This is a genomic window from Sporosarcina sp. SG10008 (assembly GCF_044569405.1).
GTDB classification, from domain to species: domain Bacteria; phylum Bacillota; class Bacilli; order Bacillales_A; family Planococcaceae; genus Sporosarcina; species Sporosarcina psychrophila.
In genome coordinates, this window is record NZ_CP172607.1 from 2366738 (window position 1) to 2384751 (window position 18014).

22 protein-coding genes and 2 pseudogenes are annotated in these 18014 nt (G+C 35.8%); 4 read left to right on the plus strand and 20 right to left on the minus strand.

Annotated elements, in window-relative coordinates; translation table 11 throughout:
* Positions 1-253 precede the first annotated feature (253 nt).
* From ACGLYD_RS11410 to ACGLYD_RS11420, 3 genes are all read right to left on the minus strand, one after another.
* Positions 254-598: a DUF2185 domain-containing protein gene (locus ACGLYD_RS11410; RefSeq protein ID WP_399627892.1), complete on the minus strand. Its 345-nt coding sequence runs from the start codon at positions 596-598 to the stop codon at positions 254-256.
* A 397-nt stretch (positions 599-995) separates the two neighbouring features.
* Positions 996-1454, minus strand: coding sequence for a DUF4274 domain-containing protein (locus tag ACGLYD_RS11415; protein WP_399627895.1), 459 nt, complete (start codon positions 1452-1454; stop codon positions 996-998).
* Positions 1451-1861, minus strand: coding sequence for an immunity 22 family protein (locus tag ACGLYD_RS11420; RefSeq protein ID WP_399627898.1), 411 nt, complete (start codon positions 1859-1861; stop codon positions 1451-1453). The genes ACGLYD_RS11415 and ACGLYD_RS11420 overlap by 4 nt, the downstream gene beginning before the upstream one ends.
* A gap of 204 nt (positions 1862-2065) precedes the next feature.
* On the opposite strand from ACGLYD_RS11420, the pseudogene ACGLYD_RS11425 reads away from it, so the two are divergent.
* Positions 2066-3212: pseudogene (locus ACGLYD_RS11425) on the plus strand (IS3 family transposase).
* Here ACGLYD_RS11425 and ACGLYD_RS11430 read toward each other — a convergent pair.
* The 8 genes from ACGLYD_RS11430 to ACGLYD_RS11465 all read right to left on the minus strand — a co-directional run bounded on the left by ACGLYD_RS11430 (position 3179) and on the right by ACGLYD_RS11465 (position 8152).
* A complete protein-coding gene (locus tag ACGLYD_RS11430; RefSeq protein ID WP_399627901.1) occupies positions 3179-3472 on the minus strand; it encodes a hypothetical protein in 294 nt (97 codons plus the stop codon). The pseudogene ACGLYD_RS11425 and the gene ACGLYD_RS11430 overlap by 34 nt on opposite strands.
* 347 nt (positions 3473-3819) lie before the next feature.
* Positions 3820-4149 (minus strand): hypothetical protein, encoded by a 330-nt coding sequence (locus ACGLYD_RS11435; RefSeq protein ID WP_399627904.1) that lies wholly within the window; start codon positions 4147-4149, stop codon positions 3820-3822.
* A gap of 478 nt (positions 4150-4627) precedes the next feature.
* A complete protein-coding gene (locus ACGLYD_RS11440; RefSeq protein WP_340767721.1) occupies positions 4628-4696 on the minus strand; it encodes a hypothetical protein in 69 nt (22 codons plus the stop codon).
* A gap of 489 nt (positions 4697-5185) precedes the next feature.
* On the minus strand, positions 5186-5653 hold the full coding sequence (locus ACGLYD_RS11445) for a DUF600 domain-containing protein (RefSeq protein ID WP_399633202.1): 468 nt from the start codon (positions 5651-5653) through the stop codon (positions 5186-5188).
* Positions 5654-5707: 54 nt separating this feature from the next.
* A complete protein-coding gene (locus tag ACGLYD_RS11450; RefSeq protein WP_399627907.1) occupies positions 5708-6028 on the minus strand; it encodes a DUF6572 domain-containing protein in 321 nt (106 codons plus the stop codon).
* Between the two features lie 324 nt (positions 6029-6352).
* Positions 6353-6676: a hypothetical protein gene (locus ACGLYD_RS11455; RefSeq protein ID WP_399627910.1), complete on the minus strand. Its 324-nt coding sequence runs from the start codon at positions 6674-6676 to the stop codon at positions 6353-6355.
* 136 nt (positions 6677-6812) lie between these two features.
* Entirely contained in the window at positions 6813-7322 is a 510-nt protein-coding gene (locus ACGLYD_RS11460) for an ankyrin repeat domain-containing protein (RefSeq protein ID WP_338656036.1), read from the minus strand.
* A 23-nt stretch (positions 7323-7345) separates the two neighbouring features.
* Entirely contained in the window at positions 7346-8152 is an 807-nt protein-coding gene (locus tag ACGLYD_RS11465; protein WP_399627914.1) for a hypothetical protein, read from the minus strand.
* Between the two features lie 26 nt (positions 8153-8178).
* On the opposite strand from ACGLYD_RS11465, the pseudogene ACGLYD_RS11470 reads away from it, so the two are divergent.
* A pseudogene (locus ACGLYD_RS11470) lies at positions 8179-8474 on the plus strand (IS3 family transposase); the annotation flags it as partial.
* Positions 8475-8755: 281 nt separating this feature from the next.
* Here ACGLYD_RS11470 and ACGLYD_RS11475 read toward each other — a convergent pair.
* From ACGLYD_RS11475 to ACGLYD_RS11515, 9 genes are all read right to left on the minus strand, one after another.
* Positions 8756-9205 (minus strand): SMI1/KNR4 family protein, encoded by a 450-nt coding sequence (locus ACGLYD_RS11475; RefSeq protein WP_399627917.1) that lies wholly within the window; start codon positions 9203-9205, stop codon positions 8756-8758.
* 15 nt (positions 9206-9220) lie between these two features.
* Complete coding sequence (locus ACGLYD_RS11480) at positions 9221-9658, minus strand: HNH/ENDO VII family nuclease (RefSeq protein WP_399627920.1); 438 nt, start codon at positions 9656-9658, stop codon at positions 9221-9223.
* Between the two features lie 222 nt (positions 9659-9880).
* A complete protein-coding gene (locus ACGLYD_RS11485; RefSeq protein WP_399627922.1) occupies positions 9881-10411 on the minus strand; it encodes an SMI1/KNR4 family protein in 531 nt (176 codons plus the stop codon).
* 18 nt (positions 10412-10429) lie between these two features.
* Positions 10430-11902 (minus strand): T7SS effector LXG polymorphic toxin, encoded by a 1473-nt coding sequence (locus tag ACGLYD_RS11490; protein ID WP_399627925.1) that lies wholly within the window; start codon positions 11900-11902, stop codon positions 10430-10432.
* Positions 11903-12236: 334 nt separating this feature from the next.
* On the minus strand, positions 12237-12926 hold the full coding sequence (locus ACGLYD_RS11495) for an endonuclease V (protein WP_399627928.1): 690 nt from the start codon (positions 12924-12926) through the stop codon (positions 12237-12239).
* On the minus strand, positions 12923-13360 hold the full coding sequence (locus ACGLYD_RS11500; protein ID WP_340767560.1) for a hypothetical protein: 438 nt from the start codon (positions 13358-13360) through the stop codon (positions 12923-12925). Before ACGLYD_RS11500 ends, ACGLYD_RS11495 begins: the two co-directional genes overlap by 4 nt.
* Complete coding sequence (locus ACGLYD_RS11505) at positions 13350-13994, minus strand: YwqJ-related putative deaminase (protein WP_399627931.1); 645 nt, start codon at positions 13992-13994, stop codon at positions 13350-13352. The genes ACGLYD_RS11500 and ACGLYD_RS11505 overlap by 11 nt, the downstream gene beginning before the upstream one ends.
* The gene (locus ACGLYD_RS11510) at positions 13995-15059 is read right to left on the minus strand and encodes a ribonuclease YeeF family protein (RefSeq protein WP_399627935.1); all 1065 of its coding nucleotides are present in this window, start codon (positions 15057-15059) and stop codon (positions 13995-13997) included.
* 610 nt (positions 15060-15669) lie between these two features.
* Positions 15670-16191 (minus strand): hypothetical protein, encoded by a 522-nt coding sequence (locus ACGLYD_RS11515; RefSeq protein ID WP_399627938.1) that lies wholly within the window; start codon positions 16189-16191, stop codon positions 15670-15672.
* A 157-nt stretch (positions 16192-16348) separates the two neighbouring features.
* Between ACGLYD_RS11515 and ACGLYD_RS11520 the strand changes: the two genes are divergently transcribed.
* Together ACGLYD_RS11520 and ACGLYD_RS11525 are read left to right on the plus strand one after the other, a co-directional pair.
* Positions 16349-16861 (plus strand): transposase, encoded by a 513-nt coding sequence (locus ACGLYD_RS11520; protein WP_399627941.1) that lies wholly within the window; start codon positions 16349-16351, stop codon positions 16859-16861.
* Positions 16858-17910, plus strand: a complete 1053-nt coding sequence (locus tag ACGLYD_RS11525) for an IS3 family transposase (RefSeq protein WP_399627943.1) — start codon at positions 16858-16860, stop codon at positions 17908-17910. Before ACGLYD_RS11520 ends, ACGLYD_RS11525 begins: the two co-directional genes overlap by 4 nt.
* Positions 17911-18014 lie beyond the last annotated feature (104 nt).

Below are 18014 nucleotides of genomic sequence, written 5' to 3' on the forward strand. Positions count from 1 at the left end.
TATTCCCGTCCGTATTAGTGCGCTTAAAAATCTGGATTCACTCATAAATACTAGCCTACAACTTCAAGCAGTCACAAAATATGAGGACAAGACAGCCTAACAGGCATGTTAAAGGCTGCTCCTCTCGCAGTTTCCATTAAATATTAAGTTTTTAAACTCCGCCTTTTTGGGATTGAATCATCTTACTCTTCCAAACTATTTCTTCATCGTCCTTAAGAAACTAGCAAAATAGTAAATGAAAAGTAATCACATTTTAATTATTTTTTAATATATCACTTATAGAGGTTTCCCTATCTCCTTTTAAATCATAAAAGCCTAGATGAATCCCCTCTTCGTATAACCAACACAAATCAGTTCCATAATGAGCATCAAAAACCTCTAAGATTACGGGAGAGATTCTATAAATAGATTCAGCATTTAATACTATAAAATTATCTGCATTACTAATATAATTATCATCATCGATCGTAGAATATAGATTCCATCCATTTAATTGCGGGATAGGGCTTTTTTCTCGAAAAGAGTATCTAATTGGTAAACCTGAAATAATGTTTTTAGAAACTATAAATCCACCGTAATCACTATTTTTAATTTCCATTTTTAAACTCCTTTATAATTTCTACAACATCATTTAAGCGCCTAAGCATTTTCAATGGATAGTTTCAGTTACAATTTAATTAGCGGACTTTTTCAGTGTCCACGATTTCTCCAAAGGGTGTTTCTAGCGCTCTTCAATTAGATTCAACTCTTATTTTTCTATCCAACTTAGTGTACCCTATCCATACACCCTATTCTTGTTGTTTACCGACAATCCAAGATAAAGAAGGTTTGTCAGTTATCGTTAAATTTCTGATAAAAATCAGTAAAGTCTACATTATTTTCTATGAAAAGCTTTGTAAGTACACCCAGTTCTTTATAGTGGTGCATTCGACACTAGGTATCCCCTCAACAAAAAACCTTGAAAGGGACTTGGCTATCAAGGTTTTAAAATCACATTATATATTAGGAATATCAACTAATTCACCTGGTGATTTACTAATAAGCAAATCTGGTATATTCGGGTTACTTTTTCTAATCCTATATATCTGAATTTTTGTTAATTCAGGTTCAAATGATATATCTTTTGTCTTAAAATTCATGTTTATTAGTTTATTGTAAACATTTAATAAAAAATCTTTCCACTCTTCTAATGCTGAATCTGAAACTTCCTCTGGATTTTCTAACATTCGAAAACCATCTGCGTAATGAAATATTAGTAATCCTGTTCCTAAATCACAATACTCGTTTTCAATGAGTGCTTTTGGAACATCAAACCCCCTATTCCAGTTATAATTTGCTGCAAAAAAATGGAGTATTAGTGGATTGTCTACATTGCCTAATTGACTGATTAAATTATTTTTTTCCTTATTATAAAGCAGTTCTTCCCGAAAAGTAATTTCTGTGTTGCCCTTCAATTGAGTCTATTCTCCATACTTATAAGTGTTTTCTTTTCATAATTTGTAGTAGTAATAAAGTCAAAATCATTAGTTGAAGTAATTTCATTGTTATACTCAAAGTTATATATCAGAATTACTGCATTATATGATTTTTTCAAGTCTATACTTTCCTTAAATTGTGGGATGATAATTTCTTCATACGAACACCCAGCTAATAATGTGTAAATATCGCTACTACTATTCTTATAGACCGCTTTTTCTATAGTATCCTCATCTGTTTCATCCATATCAATATTAAAATCCATAAAAAATTTGGAAGGTACAGACTCGCCATCCTCATCATACGTTAAATCTACATACTCTCCTATAGAGTCCTCTACTTTAATATTACCTAACCAAAAAGAAACCCATCCTTGTTTTTTCATTATAGGATCCTCCTACTTTAATTTAAGACCTTCCGGTAAAGATGAAACCCCACCCTCTAGTCTATAATTAGCCCAATTATTAAGTCGTCTTACAAATGTATTATAGTCGCTAGAAGTATCTAGGCTTACTGGATAGGTTACACTTAGTTGGACAATCAAATTAAGGGCTAGTAGAATAATACACAAGAAGTGAGGAGATCTACTATGTCCGTAAAAAGAAGATCATTTTCTACAGATTTCAAAAAACAAGTGGTTGCCCTATATGAAAATGGGAAAAGCCGACAAGATATTGTCAAAGAATATGAATTAACCGCATCTGCTCTTGATAGGTGGATTACACAATTCAGGCAGTCAGGTTCTTTCTTAGAGAAAGATAATCAATCTCCAGAGGAACAGGAATTGATTGCCTTACGGAAGAGAAATAAGCAACTAGAAATGGAAGTAGATATTTTAAAGCAAGCAGCGCTGATCATGGGACGAAAATAGATGTGATTCAACAAAACCGTCACAACTATTCGGTATCAGCAATGTGTAAAGTCCTGAAAATTGCGCGTAGCACCTTCTATTATGACACTGAAGTATCCGCTCAAAAAGAACAAGTAAAGCAGGAAGAAGAACGCGTATTAAAAGAAAAGATCGCTAAGGTTTTCAATGAAAACCGACACGTTTATGGTACTCGGAAACTAAAATTAGAACTAGATAAAGAGACAGAAGGCCATACGATCTCGAGACGCCGAATTGGAAGATTGATGAGCGAACTTGGACTTCAATCAAAATACGCCAAACCTTCCTATAAACCAATGGCAACAAGACCAAATGAAGAATCCGTTCGAAACGTATTAAATCGAGAATTTGAAGTGGACAAAGAGATGTCCGTGTTAGTAAGCGACTTAACATACGTAAAAGTAGGATATCGCTGGAGTTACGTTTGTTTCTTAATCGATCTATACAATCGTGAAATTGTCGGATGGAGCGTCGGAGCACAAAAAGACGCTACTCTAGTTCAGCGTGCCTTCGATTCTGTAAAATACCCATTGGGAAACGTGAACTTATTTCATACAGATCGCGGTTCTGAATTTAAAAACGTTGGTATCGATGAATTATTAAGTGGATACAAAATTAAAAGATCACTTAGCCATAAAGGGAATCCTTATGATAATGCGGTGGCAGAGGCAACATTTAAGATTTTAAAAACAGAATTGATCAACGGAGCACACTATCAAACCCTAACCAGCTGTCCCTTGAGCTTTTCGATTATGTCAATTGGTATAATAATATCCGTTCGCACAGTACATTAGGCTACCTAAGTCCGGTTGCTTATAAAAAAATAGCCTTTAATAATATCGTTTGATTTAGTGTTGACATACCAATCTTCATGAGGGTCTTTTGTCGTTCAATAGAAGTATCATAAACATATCCGGCGGAAAATTCATTTAACATATGCTTATGAACAATACTTCCATTAACTTTATAAAATACATTAAAATAATATGTTTCTGGTTCGTAGGAGCAGTAAATATATATCTCCTCTGCCTTTCCATTTACATATTCCAAGCAAATAGAAACCATATCACCTTGTAGTTCTGAAAAATAATCTTCAAATACTTTCATTTTATAAAAACACCTCTATCTCTAGTTTTTTATTGTAATAGCATCATATACACCGTCAATAGTGTCAATGCCCTGTCATAATTCCCTCTCCCATATAAAATGTAATCTCACCTATTTATCGTACTGTTCTAACAAACCGAGTATTAAAATATAATACCCTGAAAGTACAACCATCAGCCTTTATTTTTAAATAAACGGTTCTTTTCTTTCCACTGCAAATATACTTTATCTTTATTCATCTACATATATGCTTATATATGTTTATTTTCAACACCATAACTTTTATTATTTTGTTTACAATTCAATATATAAAGTTGAAACTGAACGTTTTAATACTCTACTCTTTTTTAATCATCACCTAAAATCCTATCATCTAGCTTTTCTCTGTCTTCAGCAATTTGTTCATATGAACTAATAAGGTTACTAATATAATCAATTTGAACCTCTCTATCATCTTGAAACAAATGTATTGTAGCCCCCTTACTTATTACAGCTTCCATTGTTTTCTTAAAATCTTTTAATTCATCCGTATCAAAATAATCACATTCTAGTACTACTTTACTATCTTCTATATTTTCTTTAATATCTTGAATACTCGCCCTATTATTCTGTCTGATAATAGGTACATACTTTAATTTATTGGAATCATTATCAATTTTCAATTTCATTTTTACCATAAATTTTACCTCCCTAAAAGCCTTTAATTGGTATTATAGGCTCACCCGGGTTACTATTCCACCAATTCCCACCATGCCATCCCTTTAAATGTTCATTAAAAGTTGCTGGATAGATTATTTCTCCTTTATCAGCAAGATGTGGATATTTCGAAGCACTATAACTATGATGCCCTGCAGTTGGTTTACCAGCAAGAATAAGCCTACATCATTTTCTATGAAAATCTTTGTAAGTACATCCAGTTTAATCTTTTTATAATTACACGTGTCCGTTATATACCTTCTTAGACGTTCGAATAAAGAGGTAAATATACTTTTCGATACGGGGGAGGAAAATACCTTTTAGGGTTGGGTAGGGCCGCGAAATGTGAGTTCAATATAAAAATATCTTGACTGAGTGGTTAATATTCGTTCTATCAAGATTTATTAATTATTGTTCGTTATCGTTTTCATTCTCTTTTTCTTCAATTGATTGTAAATACTACCTTAAGAATTCTTGGTCATCTTCATCCTCAGGTAAACGCCCTAGGTACTTATACTTCCAAAAAATTCGCCTTTCATAATCATCTGCTTCCTATAAATCCTCGTAGTCATATTCAATCTATAATTTACCTTCACTAAAAGTAAATGTGAGATTGTCCAAGGTTCTTGGACATTATTTTTAAATTCACACCAAAGTTTTTCTAAAACGGGGCAATCAACGGCAGGTGACACTCCGCATAAAATGCGCGGCATGTCTACCCTGCCAAGTCGGGGCCGAAAGTTATGGTTCTAAACATTTGTGTTCATTCGTGCCCTTTAGACAATAAATCAGCTACTAATCTCATAATACGAATGATTTAAGACAAAGGAAAAACGCCACAGCAAATTATTTTCACTGTGGCGTTTTATATATAATTAATTGTCGGCAATCTGTATATAAAAAGCATTCATACTAATACCAGAGACTCATATACATCTTTAATTCAAGTTATTCGAAGATCTAAGATTCAGTGTAGGAGAATAAAGTTTTCAAACTACCAATTCCCTGTAATGCTAGTTATTGACTCCAACTATTATCTTTACTTATTTCCTCGAACCATTCCATTGCAACATCATCCGCTGTCTTAACAGGGTCATCAGAATAAACTAGTTCGTATTTATATTCTGCTTTCAGGCTATTTTCTTCTATATTATATATTAATTTCATTTCTGTTGGTATTTCCCTATTATATTCCTTGCATAAATTTATTACACTTTTAATATCCATATTCAAAATTTTAACAACACCACTCTGCCTTTGAACAGATACATCATAGTTATTTTCTCCACTAGATAACATATCATTTAATTTGTGACGTTCTACTACCTTACCATTAATATTATAAAAATAATCACTTGATACAATTCCTTCTTCAAAAGAACAATAAATATATATTTTTTCAGCCCTATCTTCTACATACTCTAAACAAATTGATACCATATCTGTTTGTATCTCACTAAAATAGTCTTCAAATACTTTACTCATCAATTCTTGGTTCTTCTGATTTTTACCCATGCCGTCCCTTGGTCTCCTCCCATTTTAATCTCCACTTTCTACTACATGGATATTATATTCTCTTAATTGTGTATTAATCCCTTCGATAAATTTTAAACAATTCTCAGTGGCTTCATATTTAAATCTTACATTAATAACGTAATATTCAAATGCTATATTTGGATAGATATCTGAATACTGATTTGATTCAATAAATCCTAAATACGCATTAATTTTATCTTGTAAAAGTGCTAAATGCCCTAATTCATCATCCCAATCCAAATGGTCTGCAAGCATCAACATCAAGCCATTCCCGTCCTTGCTTATACCCGTAGCATCTATTTTATCAGTTTCTATTATAGACATATTATTCTCCTCTCTAATCCGGTCTAATAATCTCAACTTTAGTAGGCGGCATAGGAGTACCTCCTTTAAATATTCCTTTTCCTACTACACTTCCCCCACCACTTTGTAATTCTGGAAATCCTTTTGTTTGATTTTTTGTTAATGGTGCAGTTACTGATGATTTATACTCTTGAATCACTATATCACCGGTAAATTTATTCGTTCCAATTGCATCAACTCTAATTTTTGTGCCTTGATTTGTTTTTTAGTTACTTGTTCTACTACATTATCTGCAATTTTCTCAAACTTTGGTAATTCTGCCTGTTCAAAAGCTCTTCCTTTCGATCAATTCTGAGCTAATATTTCAGCCTTATTACCATTCTCAACCACTTTCCCGGTATCCTTAGGCTTCTCCTCTACTGTTGATGTCTTCTTACCAGAAATATCTTCTTTATATTTGACAGATTTATTTCCCGTGATAAGGGGGAGCGCCATTTTTTTGAAGCCTTTTTGGACGATTGCCCTCGGATGGATATAATCCACAAATGCTAGCTTCGTACCTTCAAAATAGTTGTTGAGCTCACGTACACCACCGTCATCGAATTCTTCTTCCGCTTCTTTAACCACTTCGTATTGAATCGGCTTTCTCGTCCCAAAATTCTTGCACAAAAAAAAGCATTTTTTGCCTAATTGCAATCAAATGCTTAATAATTAGCTATATAAAATAAATCATTAATATTCTATCTTTAAACCAATGAGTCTGTTAAATTTCGTGATTTATCGGCTTATTCTCTGTAACACTTTTTCATTCTTTTTCATCCATCTTTTGCTTTAAATATTTCGCGATTTTTATTTGTCCTCTTTCAATGGCAAAGGCATGAGCATTCATATCTTTCATACTTTCACCAGAGTATTTTATAGTGATATCTATATTATTCTCAACTAACAATTCAACAATCTCAAAATTAGCACCATATATTGCAGCAAACAGGGGATTTCTATCTGGTTCACTAGTATCAATCTCAACATTATGGTTAATGAGATATTCAACAATATCTAAATAACCTTTTGTAGCCGCTCTTTCCAGAGCATTTGTAGAAAAAGTTCCACCCTGTGCATTAATATCTATCCCGGCATTAATAAGAAATTCTATTATTTCTAAATGCCCATGAGCTGCTGCTACATGTAACCATGTACCAAAAGGTGTCATCCATTTTAACATTTCTGGTTCTTTCTCAAGTAAGTCTCTTAATATATCCAATTGGCCATTTTTGATGGCACCTCTAATGTCTTTTGCAATTTTAGTCTTATCCATTTTAGTTTCTCCTTTAATTCTTATCATCTAGAAGCAGCTTGTTTTCCCAGGTCTTCTAGTATTTCAATAATATCATCTAAGTCCGCACCTGCAGCATCAACTGCTTTCAATTGGTTAACAACATTTTCTAAAGCTGATATATTATGTTGCCCAGCAATTCTATTTGGTGCCCAAACTAAATTTTCTTTACCAATTATAGGTTCAATACCATATTTCCTTAATATTTCTTGACCTTCTTGAACAAGTTTTTGTTGAGCCTCACCTAGACCTTTTTTGAATAAAATATGATGAGCATGTGAATCTACCATATCAACAGGCGGGTCACCTATTAATCCTCGTAGATACTTACCAAAATCAATTTTAATTAATGCTTCATCATATTCTTTAGTGATGCCTAAATCAGACATCTTTTTTCTAATCTCAGACAGCTCATCTACACTAAAAGTATTATTCTGAATAGCATTTTTTAGCTTAGTCAACTTAGCAGCATCAGCATTCCCTTTCACAATTATATCATCAAGATAATCACTTACGGTATTACCTGTAGCCGTACCACTAACCTTTTCAACTTTCTTAGGACTTATCCACTTCACTATTGAAGACTTCCTAACAAGTCTAATACCCGCGTTACCCGCTTTTATCGCTGGCCCAAAAGGAGTAATCGAGGCCATGGACAGTCCCTTAGCCATGAAGGAACTATCGGGATCCGTGATTGTTTTTAAGTCATCCAGGATTAAGAAGTTAGCTACTCCCAACCCGGCTTTATCAATGAGGCTCAGTTCTTTGGGTCCGTAATCCTTTGAAACACGAACGAATCCTTGGTTCATCATGATGTATTTGCCTGTATGAAGATCGATTGCATAGTGATCAAGGTACGGTCTATACGTCGTATGCGTATCAACACGCCGGTAAAGAAAAAGGAATCACCATGAGCATGTCCCGCAAAGCTACGCCCGCTGATAAGTCCCGAATTGAGACGTTTCACTCCTCACTAAAGTCTGAAACGTTCTATCTCGACGGAATCCACCGGACAACACATGCACATGTCATCCAAATCGTCGAAGACTAAATTGTTTATTATAACAATATCAGTATTCAAACGAAATAAACAGCCAGTCGCCGGTAAAATACCATCAACTGGCTGCACTATAAGGTATTTTCTTACTGACTCAAAACGATAGGCAGTGCCAAAACAATCAAGTCCTTTGTAGTTAGCTATATAAAGTAATTCATTACTAATTCTATTTTTAAGCCAGCTAGCCTAATTAAATTCGTAATTTTTGGTCTTGTTACCAGTAATAATACTTCGTATGTTTAAAATGTCATCTCGACTAATTATCGTACATTTTTCATAAACAAAATATCTTTATACAAATCCTTGTAGTAAAACCATCAAAAGTTTTCGAGTTTCTTTGTATCAATATTTATCTATCTTAAAAATCTTCTTCCCATGCTTCTTGTGCATCCAACAACCTTTGGGATAAAAACTCATAAAAGTTCTTTGCTGTGTTGTAGTCATCAAGTCCACCAGATCTATTCCAACCTATTACTGGGCACTCATTATTCTCCATTTTGCTCGTACATAGGCAATAAACATATTCTCCAGCATTTTCGATAACTACTAAATCCTTTTCCAATCCTAAATCTCTATATCTCTTTGTGTTAACAACAACAGGGGCTCTATTTGACTTAGCCACTCCTGAAATATCAACTCCAAATAACCCACCAGAACCATAGGTAGTTAAAAACCACTTAAAACTTTCTGGTAATTCGACCCCTAGCTCATTTTGGACAAGATTGATTTGACTTTCATCTACTCCACCAGTAAAGTCATCTAATTCCTTATGTTCATTTATAAAATTGGTTAATTCCTCTTTATCCATATATGGTTCCTCCTTTTACAAGTCGCTTTTTTCGATTTGCTTAGCTCTCCATCTCCAATATTTACCCCTAAAGTTATCGTATTGCTTTTTTAATACAGGATCATATCTAAAGCTCCCACCATTCTTCACCAAACCATGCAAAATTTTATGATATTCATCATGCATACTCGCAGGAATTTCCACCATTGCCCCTGGCTCTCTTTGGATTAAATGATGTAGCTCTATAACTGTTCCATCTTTCCAAATTGGTGCTCTTCCTTTTTTCATTAATTGAAAATTTGTCATACCACTATCAGGGTCAATCCTTTTATAATCAATGTCTAGCCTTTGAAAAACCCTTCTGCTAATATCTCTTACTTCTCCATTAACCTTGGTCGTTCCAGTATATATTTCATATATTTGAAAAAGGTGCCTATCAAAGACATGACTCTTTATCTTGTCTTTGATAGGCACCACAGGATTTTATATTGTTGGAACTCTTGTAGAAATCCGTAAAGTCTAAATCATTTTCTATGAAAATCTGTGTAAGCACATCAAGTTTAATCTTCTTGTAATAACGCATGTCCGTTATATAGGGGTCGACCACTGTCACTGGGGCAATCATGTTAATCAAAATAAACACAATTTTTTAACTTCACGATTGAATAAGTGATAGACCCCTAGCGCTAAATAAGTTCAAAACTCTAAATCTTTTTCGTTACCATTATAATCCACTAACATTTCCCCTTCATCTAAGACATCCATTATCCATTCTACAAATCCATCCCAATTTCTAGAAACGGTCTGACTCTCTCGATCCCATTGTATTATCTTTGCATCATATTCACCGTTTTTTTCAATCTCCATACAAATAGTGTCACCATAATTCAAATCTGCAATAATTAAATATTTGTCTGGCATCCCCGGTCGTCTTCGTTCTTTTTTAAAAGAATCATTTAAATATGAATTACCTATTTGTTTCGGACCAAAAGAAGGGATGTAAATCTCTGATAAAATCGTTCCAGGTATAAACAGTTCACCACCATTACACGCCAGAAGAAAGTCTTTGTATATTTCAGGAATTTGAATATTAAGTTCAATTTCAAGTTTTTCTATAGTATCTAAATCAACTCCTATATTTAGACTATGAACACCATCTGCATATTTATTTATTTCCTCCAAGAACGGTTGTAAATCATCATTTTCAGAATAGAATTTTCCCGTCATTTATTTATTACCTCCTATTCAATTGGGATTCCAAGGGATTTCATCTCCAAATTCCACCATAACACCAGTCTTTGGATCGTAGTAGCCATTTGTTGGGTTATGATAGCTTCCCCCGTGTGCATCAAGATGTTCATCAACATCCATATTTCTTCCTTTTAAGAACTGGATATTGTCAGGATCGCCAGCAAAGTCAGGATTGTCATTAGCAGACTTCATATGCTGTCCTTCGTATCCTTTCACTTTACCATTCTGAAGTAACTCTTGTATTTCTTCAGGTGTCCAATCCCTAGTTCCTTTCCCATTTTTCCGAACATACTCTTTCTCATGTTTCCATGCCTGACGGACAGCCTTTTGTCTTAGAGCTGAAAATTGTTTATCAATTAACCATGTCCCATTCACATTATACTGTTTTTTGCCATCAACGATCTGTATTTTTCCCCCAGTTTCCACTGGGAGTTTACCACTTTCCCCGACTTTTAAAATATCATGCCCAGTATCCGCCAATTTCAGAGGCTTAACAAACGTGAATAATGCTGCTTCAAACCTCTCTTTTGCACTTGCATCGGGACTTAGCATGGTACCAATATCTCCTAAGTAAAAGTCATATGTTGCCATGCCATAAGGAGCGAATCCATCTATAGTCCCAGTACCATTTCCGCCTAAAACCTTACGCTTCCCCTCAAATGTCATCAAATATTCACCCGTATTCGGATCGATTGCGTAGTCATTCACAGGATTAGCCACATGTTGTTCTTTTTCCATTGCGGCATAGAGTGCTTTCATCTGCTCATCTTCAGAAGTATTCGCCCCTACTAGATTGCCAGGTTCATCACCGGATACTTGTCCCCCATTTACGCCGTCCATCCCGGCAGTCCGTTGTGCTAAATCTGTCTGAAGAGTATTTTTCGATGATAATGCTGCCCATTTATCCATCGGAAAGTCGATGGCCGTCACACCGTCAGTGAACAATCCTTCGATATCAGAAATCCATGTCTCCATCGTCTTCAGATCATTCTCTATCGCTATTAAAGCCCTCGTCTGGTTCGCATCAAATTCATACAAATCGGCAATCGTTCGATCCCGTTTCCTCCGCGCATCCCGAACCCCCTCCTGGACATCACTATCATTCAGATGTGGAAGGGCAACGATATCGGCGACCTGATTCATAATGTCGTTCGCTTCGTCGGTGAGACTGCTTGTCAGTTGTGAAATTTCTGTAAGTCCGGCTTCAACTTCTCCTTCAAGGAATGTTTCACGGATGAACCCGTTCGCATCCGGCTCCAATGCATCAAGTGCAGAATCCATTTGGGTGAGGACATTTACGTAAATGCTTTTGAATGTCATGAAAAACTGTAAGAACGGCAGGTGGCACTCCGCATAAAATGCACGGATTGCGTCACCACCTTGCCCTTTCAATGAGTCTTCCATCGCAACGAGTCCTTCGACTGCGGTCTCGATTGCTTTCATTTCATTTTCCAAACGATTCAGCATGGTATTATTCCGCCGCAAGCCATCGTGGAAAGGACTGACATCTACTACTTTCATATATTTGAAAAAGGTGCCTATCATAGACATGACTCTGTATATTGTCTTTGATGGGCACCATGGCATTTTATATTGTTAGAATTCTTGTAGAAATCCGTAAAGTCTACTTCATTTTCTACGCAAAACTTTGTTTGTTCATCTAGATCCTCTTTTTCATGATTACACAATCCTTGTGACTGCACGGACTACTATTACTGGAACACAATAGCTCCCTTTAGCTAGTGTCTATTATATATATAGAAAACGCAGTTTCTCTCTTTTTATGGAAAAAATTCGTTTTCTACTTCTCTCCCACTATTCTCTTTCTACTCTGATGTGTTGCTAAATCCGCATATCTCGTTGTAATCGGTAAACGACTATCTTTTTCTATAAAGTGTAACGTTAATTCTGTAGCCGTATCTAAATCAATCCAGTTACCACAGGAAACAAAAATAGGTTTTACGTTTTCTCTCGTTCGTAAGGATCTTCCATATACATCATTATTAATTACTATATCTGTGTATGCACCTTTTAAATTTTCAGGCATGATGAAATCGACATACTCTATTTTTAAATAACTTTTCGCTATACCAATCGTTGGTTTGTTTAGATAAAAGGAAGCATGTGTAGCAATCCCCATATGTCTATAGTGCAAATAACCGTTGCCATCAAACATATATAAATCTGGATTTATTGTTAATCTTTCTACTGTTTTAAGCACCAAAGGCAATTCACGAAAAGCTAAAAAACCTGACATATACGGAATCTCTATTTTATCAAAGTACTCAATCTGCTCTACTACCTTTTTGGTTTCATGATCAATCACGACTATACAACAAATTCCATAGTCTATCCCCTTTTCAGACCAGTAAGCGATATCTACACCAGCTACAAGATTTATTTCACTTATGACAAAGCTATTTTCAAGTAAAATTTTAGGTTGCAATTTGTTTTGCATTTCAATAAAATCTCTAATCCATCTGTTAATCATCGAAAGTTGTCCATATATTTCAGATCACCTTCGTCTGGACCTGTTTTCTCTTCAATAAGATTTCCGTCTTCATCCCATTTTTTATATTGAATTGCTAACCCCGCAAATCTTTCCCCTTTAAACTCAATTTGTCCATTTTCATAATAACTTAATTGATTTCCATGTGAAGTACCCTTATTCATATTTGATATGGATTTAATCCTAGCATTTTTATAAAACCGAACAGACTGTCCTTCTTTAACCCCATCTTGATAATAAGAATAATATGCTAAATTATCATTATCATATAATTCATAAGCTAGACCAGTAAATGGTTTCCCACTATCCTCTGCATCTATGACATAATCCCCATAGGGTGGCGCAAACCATAATTCTTCATCAAAATCAACTCCATTTTCCATTACATATTCCTTTTTTAAAACATTACTTAACATTTTTAGGCACCTCCGAAATAAATTCAATACCTTCAGTAATATACTCACAATGCAGACATCGTTTCATCATTTGGCCGGCCGGCTTTAATTTTTTCCCGCTTCTTACAACATGTACTGTTAAATTTTCAATTTTAGCATTGGGGTTTGCTAATAAAGCTTCATTTATAGCATTAACCTCTGCATGTGAGCCAACTCCTTTTGTTCTTATATAAGAATTAGCTATATTATCTGGCATATTTTTTATTCGATCTTCAATCAAAAAGGGTAGTTTGCTAGAGATATTACCATCTATTTCATTAATAGCAAAATAATATTTCCCATTTGTTTTATCATACACACCCGCAAGTGCAGGACCCGCATCATTCTTACTTAGACCTGATAATTTACTAAGTTCCTTCGCTGTTTCACCACGCAAATTAATTCTTTGATGTAATTGCTCTGTTGTGAGTTTACCATACTTATTTTGTAGAAAATCAATTCTTGATAGTCCATCTACTCTGTTGACTCCCTTAGGAGGTTTACTCGTATTCAGCGAATTACTCGTTTCCTTAACACTAACTGCACCCAAAGATTCTTTTGGAGCTATTGCCTTCGCGCCACCCACAAAAGTTGTTGCGAGCCCTAAGCTGTCCAATCAATGTTCCTTGGAAAAGGGTTCTTCCGGTGCGATTGCCCCTTTAACCGTTCCAGCTAAACCGATAGTCCAGTAATTCGTAAAGTCAAAAGCTGAATTCCACATCTTATCCGTTCTGTTTTTTGCCCCCGAGATAATTCCACCTGAAATACCAAGTGTTGCATAGTTCGCAAAGTCATTAGGGGAATCCAATGCTTTATCCGTTCTTGTATTTACTTCATCTACAAAGCCAGTCCCGATTTCCTTAAAGCTATACAAAGATTTCATTACAGGATTAGGTGTAGAATTAGGAAAATCTTTTTGGCTATATTTCTCAAACTCTTTGTTAAATCCATTAATCGGACTTGCCCAAGTTGCCATGCCTGGATATGTGTAATTGCTAGCCCCAAATAAAGTTACAGGCGGGCTGTCCACCATCACCCCGGCTATGTTAGCCATCGGTGCAGTCCGTTTCGCTAAATCTGTCTGAAGTGTATTTTTCGCCGATAATGCTGCCCATTTATCCATTGGGAAGTCTATGGCCGTCACACCGTCAGTGAACAATCCTTCGATATCAGAAATCCATGTTTCCATCGTCTTCAGGTCATTCTCTATCGCTATTAAAGCCCTCGTCTGGTTCGCATCAAATTCATACAAATCGGCAATCGTTTTATCCCGTTTTCTCCGCGCATCCCGAACCCCCTCCTGCACATCACTATCATTCAGATGTGGAAGAGCAACGATATCGGCGACTTGATTCATAATGGCGTTGGCTTCGTCGGTGAGACTGCTTGTCAGTTGTGAAATTCCCGTAAGTCCTTCTTCAACTTCTCCTTCAAGAAACGTTTGACGGATGAACCCGTTCATATCTGGCTCCAATGCATCGAGTGCGGAATCCATTTGGGTGAGGACATTTACGTAATTGCTTTTGAATGTCATGAAAAACTGTAAGAACGGCAGGTGGCACTCCGCATAAAATGCACGGATTGCATCTCCTCCTTGTCCTTTCAATGAGTCTTCCAATGCAACAAGTCCTTCGACTGCGGTCTCGATTGCTTTCATTTCATTTTCCAAACGATTCAGCATGGTATGATTCCGCCGCGAGCCATCGTGGAAAGGACTGATATTCACTACTTTCATAGCGCCATTAGTATATATTAAAAAGGAACCTATCAAATACATAAATCTGTATCTTGTCTTTGATAGGTTCCAAGGCATTTTATATTGTTGAATTTCTTATGAAGATCAGTAAAGTCTACATCATTTTCTATGAAAAGCTTTGTAAGTACTTCCAGTTCATTTTTTCATAATTACACTATCAGAAGTTATCTCGTTTAGAACCTGACTTCCGATTCGTACAGCAAATGATACAGGCAGTAAATAATTTAAATCGAATTGTTTCGACGCTCAAGAGGGGATTCAAAATCGACGATATTCACGTCCGTGGATTAGTGCGCTCAAACCGCATCAAACATACTAGTAATTCTCATCCTTTCCTGCTATTCATATTTATGACCCCTATTAGCTATATTTACATACACCCTATTCTTGTTGTTTACCGACAATCCAAGATAAAGAAGGTTTGTCAGTTTAACATCATGAGCAGTTACTTCAAAATCAATATATTACAACCATAAATCGCGGGATCAAGAAAAAAATCTTGAAAGGTAATAAGCCAATCAAGGTAAAATTATGTTTAGAATTTTAAAATGACATCTAAGGTCTTAAATGAAGATGGATCGTTTGCTTTGGAGGCATATAGGTGGGGACTCTCCAAATTTAACAACTTAAACACTTCACCATTTTCGAATTCTATATTTTTTTTCAATTCTTCGATTACCCCCTTAAAATCAACTTTGTCAAATATTTCATTGGGTAACGTAATTATTATATGTGAATATTTCAACCTATTAGTCCTACATATATATACGTTATAATCAAAAGCAGCTATTTCATAATCTTCTGGAAGACTATATATAGACACAGATGAAATTTCTTCACCTTTTTCCACCGATTCACAAAATTTCCTTTCAATTCTTTTTAGTGAAGTAATCTTGCTACTTTTAATTGACACCCCAGAAACGGCCATATAATTCGGTTCTAAATTAAGTGAATTAATAAAATTTATAACATATTTAAAAAAATCTAACCACTTTTCAGAATCAAAGGAATCAATCTCACCATATAATACAATTGATGTTGTTAATCTCTCTTCCATCACTAAACCTCATCTCTTTTTACTTTTTTGGCGGTAAAATGAATATGTCTCCAGCTCTATTTTTCAAGAGTCTTTGATTATCTTCCCCCTCTGTTAGGCTAGGTGTCGTATAGAACTCACCTGTTATACTTTAATTAATAGATGGAGGCCGTGCGACATGAGTAGTGAGAAAAGGAATAGATATACCAAAGAACTGAAGGACGCTATCCTTGTAAGAATGATGCCACCTAATAACGAATCTGTTAAGAGTTTTAGTATGGATACCGGTATTTCAGAACAATCCCTTTATAAATGGAGAAAAAAAGCGCGTATTGATGGAAACCCAACGCCTGGAAATGGACAGACTTCAGAACGCTGGAGTAGTGAAGATAAGTTTTTGGTAGTACTGGAAACCTACGCAATGAATGAAATAAATCTTGCAGAATACTGCCGTAAAAAAGGTTTATACAAGGAACAGATTGACGCATGGCGTTCTGTTTGTCTAAACGCCAACACTTGTGAACTGAATCAAACTAAACGGCTTTCCCAGGAGCTGAAGGATGAAAAAAGACATACAACTGAGATTGAGAAGGATTTACGTATAAAGGAAAAAGCGTTGGCAGAAGCTGCAGCCTTATTATTATTAAGAAAAAAGGCCCGAGCGATCTGGGGGGACCACGAGGACGAATGATTAACCCGTCAGATCGCGTACTTGCGGTAGAACTTATCCAAGAAGCGAATCTAAACGGTGCACGAATGACTGTGGCATGTGCAGAACTAAATATTAGTGTGCGCACGTATGAACGCTGGGTTTCGAACGGTGGAATAAAGGAAGATCAACGTCCCCATGTGCGACGTCCTGAACCCAAAAATAAGCTAACAGAAGAGGAAAGACAAGATGTCATCAAGACTGTCAAAAAAGAAGAGTTTGTCGATTTACCACCTTCACAGATTGTGCCAAAACTAGCAGATGATTCGATTTATATCGCCTCAGAATCAACGTTTTATCGGATATTACGGGAAGAGAAAATGCAACAGCACCGCGGACGAAGTAAAAGACCAGAGATGAAATTACCCGAAAGTTATTTAGCAACGGCCCCTAATCAGGTATGGACTTGGGATATTACTTGGTTGAAAGGACCTGTTAGAGGTCTATATTTCAAACTTTACTTGATCATTGATTTGTTTAGCCGAAAGATTGTTGGTTGGGAAGTTTGGGAAATAGAAGACGCCGCTCACGCTGAAGTATTAATTAAAAAAACCATTATAAGTGAAAAAATATACGGGGCTCCCCTTGTCTTACACTCCGATAACGGAAGCCCAATGAAAGCAGCAACATTTCAAGTGTTACTTGAAAAACTAGGTATCCAAAGCTCTTATTCAAGACCACGGGTGAGTAACGATAATCCATATTCAGAGGCTGTCTTTCGGACACTTAAATATCGACCAGAGTTCCCGTATGATGGATTCGAATCAATTGAGGATGCGCGGTCATGGACCGAAAGGTTCGTTCATTGGCACACGTATGAACATCAACATAGCGCAATAAATTTCGTTACTCCAGATCAACGGCACACAGGTGCGCATATTGAGATACTTAAAAAAAGACATGAAGTCTATCAACTGGCAAAACAAAAACATCCAGAACGCTGGTCAAAATCAACTAGAAACTGGAGTCCACATGAATCAGTAGCCTTGAATCCGATGAAAGAAAAGTTGCGGACCGATTCGATTAAATAACTAGTTTAGAAAAAGAGCGATATGCGACAACTATCTTGACAAACACCGGTATCCTTAGAAAAGTACCCCATTGAAACCATAGAATGGAGATGCTATTCTGCTTG

Coding starts and splice junctions, on each gene's coding strand:
- ACGLYD_RS11430 (WP_399627901.1), bottom strand. CDS start 3,472: ATGAAAGTATTTGAAGATTATTTTTCAGAACTACAAGGTGATATGGTT.
- ACGLYD_RS11420 (WP_399627898.1), bottom strand. CDS start 1,861: ATGAAAAAACAAGGATGGGTTTCTTTTTGGTTAGGTAATATTAAAGTA.
- ACGLYD_RS11510 (WP_399627935.1), bottom strand. CDS start 15,059: ATGCTGAATCGTTTGGAAAATGAAATGAAAGCAATCGAGACCGCAGTC.
- ACGLYD_RS11525 (WP_399627943.1), top strand. CDS start 16,858: ATGATTAACCCGTCAGATCGCGTACTTGCGGTAGAACTTATCCAAGAA.
- ACGLYD_RS11515 (WP_399627938.1), bottom strand. CDS start 16,191: ATGGAAGAGAGATTAACAACATCAATTGTATTATATGGTGAGATTGAT.
- ACGLYD_RS11485 (WP_399627922.1), bottom strand. CDS start 10,411: ATGACGGGAAAATTCTATTCTGAAAATGATGATTTACAACCGTTCTTG.
- ACGLYD_RS11490 (WP_399627925.1), bottom strand. CDS start 11,902: ATGCTGAATCGTTTGGAAAATGAAATGAAAGCAATCGAGACCGCAGTC.
- ACGLYD_RS11475 (WP_399627917.1), bottom strand. CDS start 9,205: ATGGATAAAGAGGAATTAACCAATTTTATAAATGAACATAAGGAATTA.
- ACGLYD_RS11410 (WP_399627892.1), bottom strand. CDS start 598: ATGGAAATTAAAAATAGTGATTACGGTGGATTTATAGTTTCTAAAAAC.
- ACGLYD_RS11520 (WP_399627941.1), top strand. CDS start 16,349: ATGAGTAGTGAGAAAAGGAATAGATATACCAAAGAACTGAAGGACGCT.
- ACGLYD_RS11435 (WP_399627904.1), bottom strand. CDS start 4,149: ATGGTAAAAATGAAATTGAAAATTGATAATGATTCCAATAAATTAAAG.
- ACGLYD_RS11445 (WP_399633202.1), bottom strand. CDS start 5,653: ATGAGTAAAGTATTTGAAGACTATTTTAGTGAGATACAAACAGATATG.
- ACGLYD_RS11465 (WP_399627914.1), bottom strand. CDS start 8,152: ATGATGAACCAAGGATTCGTTCGTGTTTCAAAGGATTACGGACCCAAA.
- ACGLYD_RS11450 (WP_399627907.1), bottom strand. CDS start 6,028: ATGTCTATAATAGAAACTGATAAAATAGATGCTACGGGTATAAGCAAG.
- ACGLYD_RS11460 (WP_338656036.1), bottom strand. CDS start 7,322: ATGGATAAGACTAAAATTGCAAAAGACATTAGAGGTGCCATCAAAAAT.
- ACGLYD_RS11495 (WP_399627928.1), bottom strand. CDS start 12,926: ATGATTAACAGATGGATTAGAGATTTTATTGAAATGCAAAACAAATTG.
- ACGLYD_RS11500 (WP_340767560.1), bottom strand. CDS start 13,360: ATGTTAAGTAATGTTTTAAAAAAGGAATATGTAATGGAAAATGGAGTT.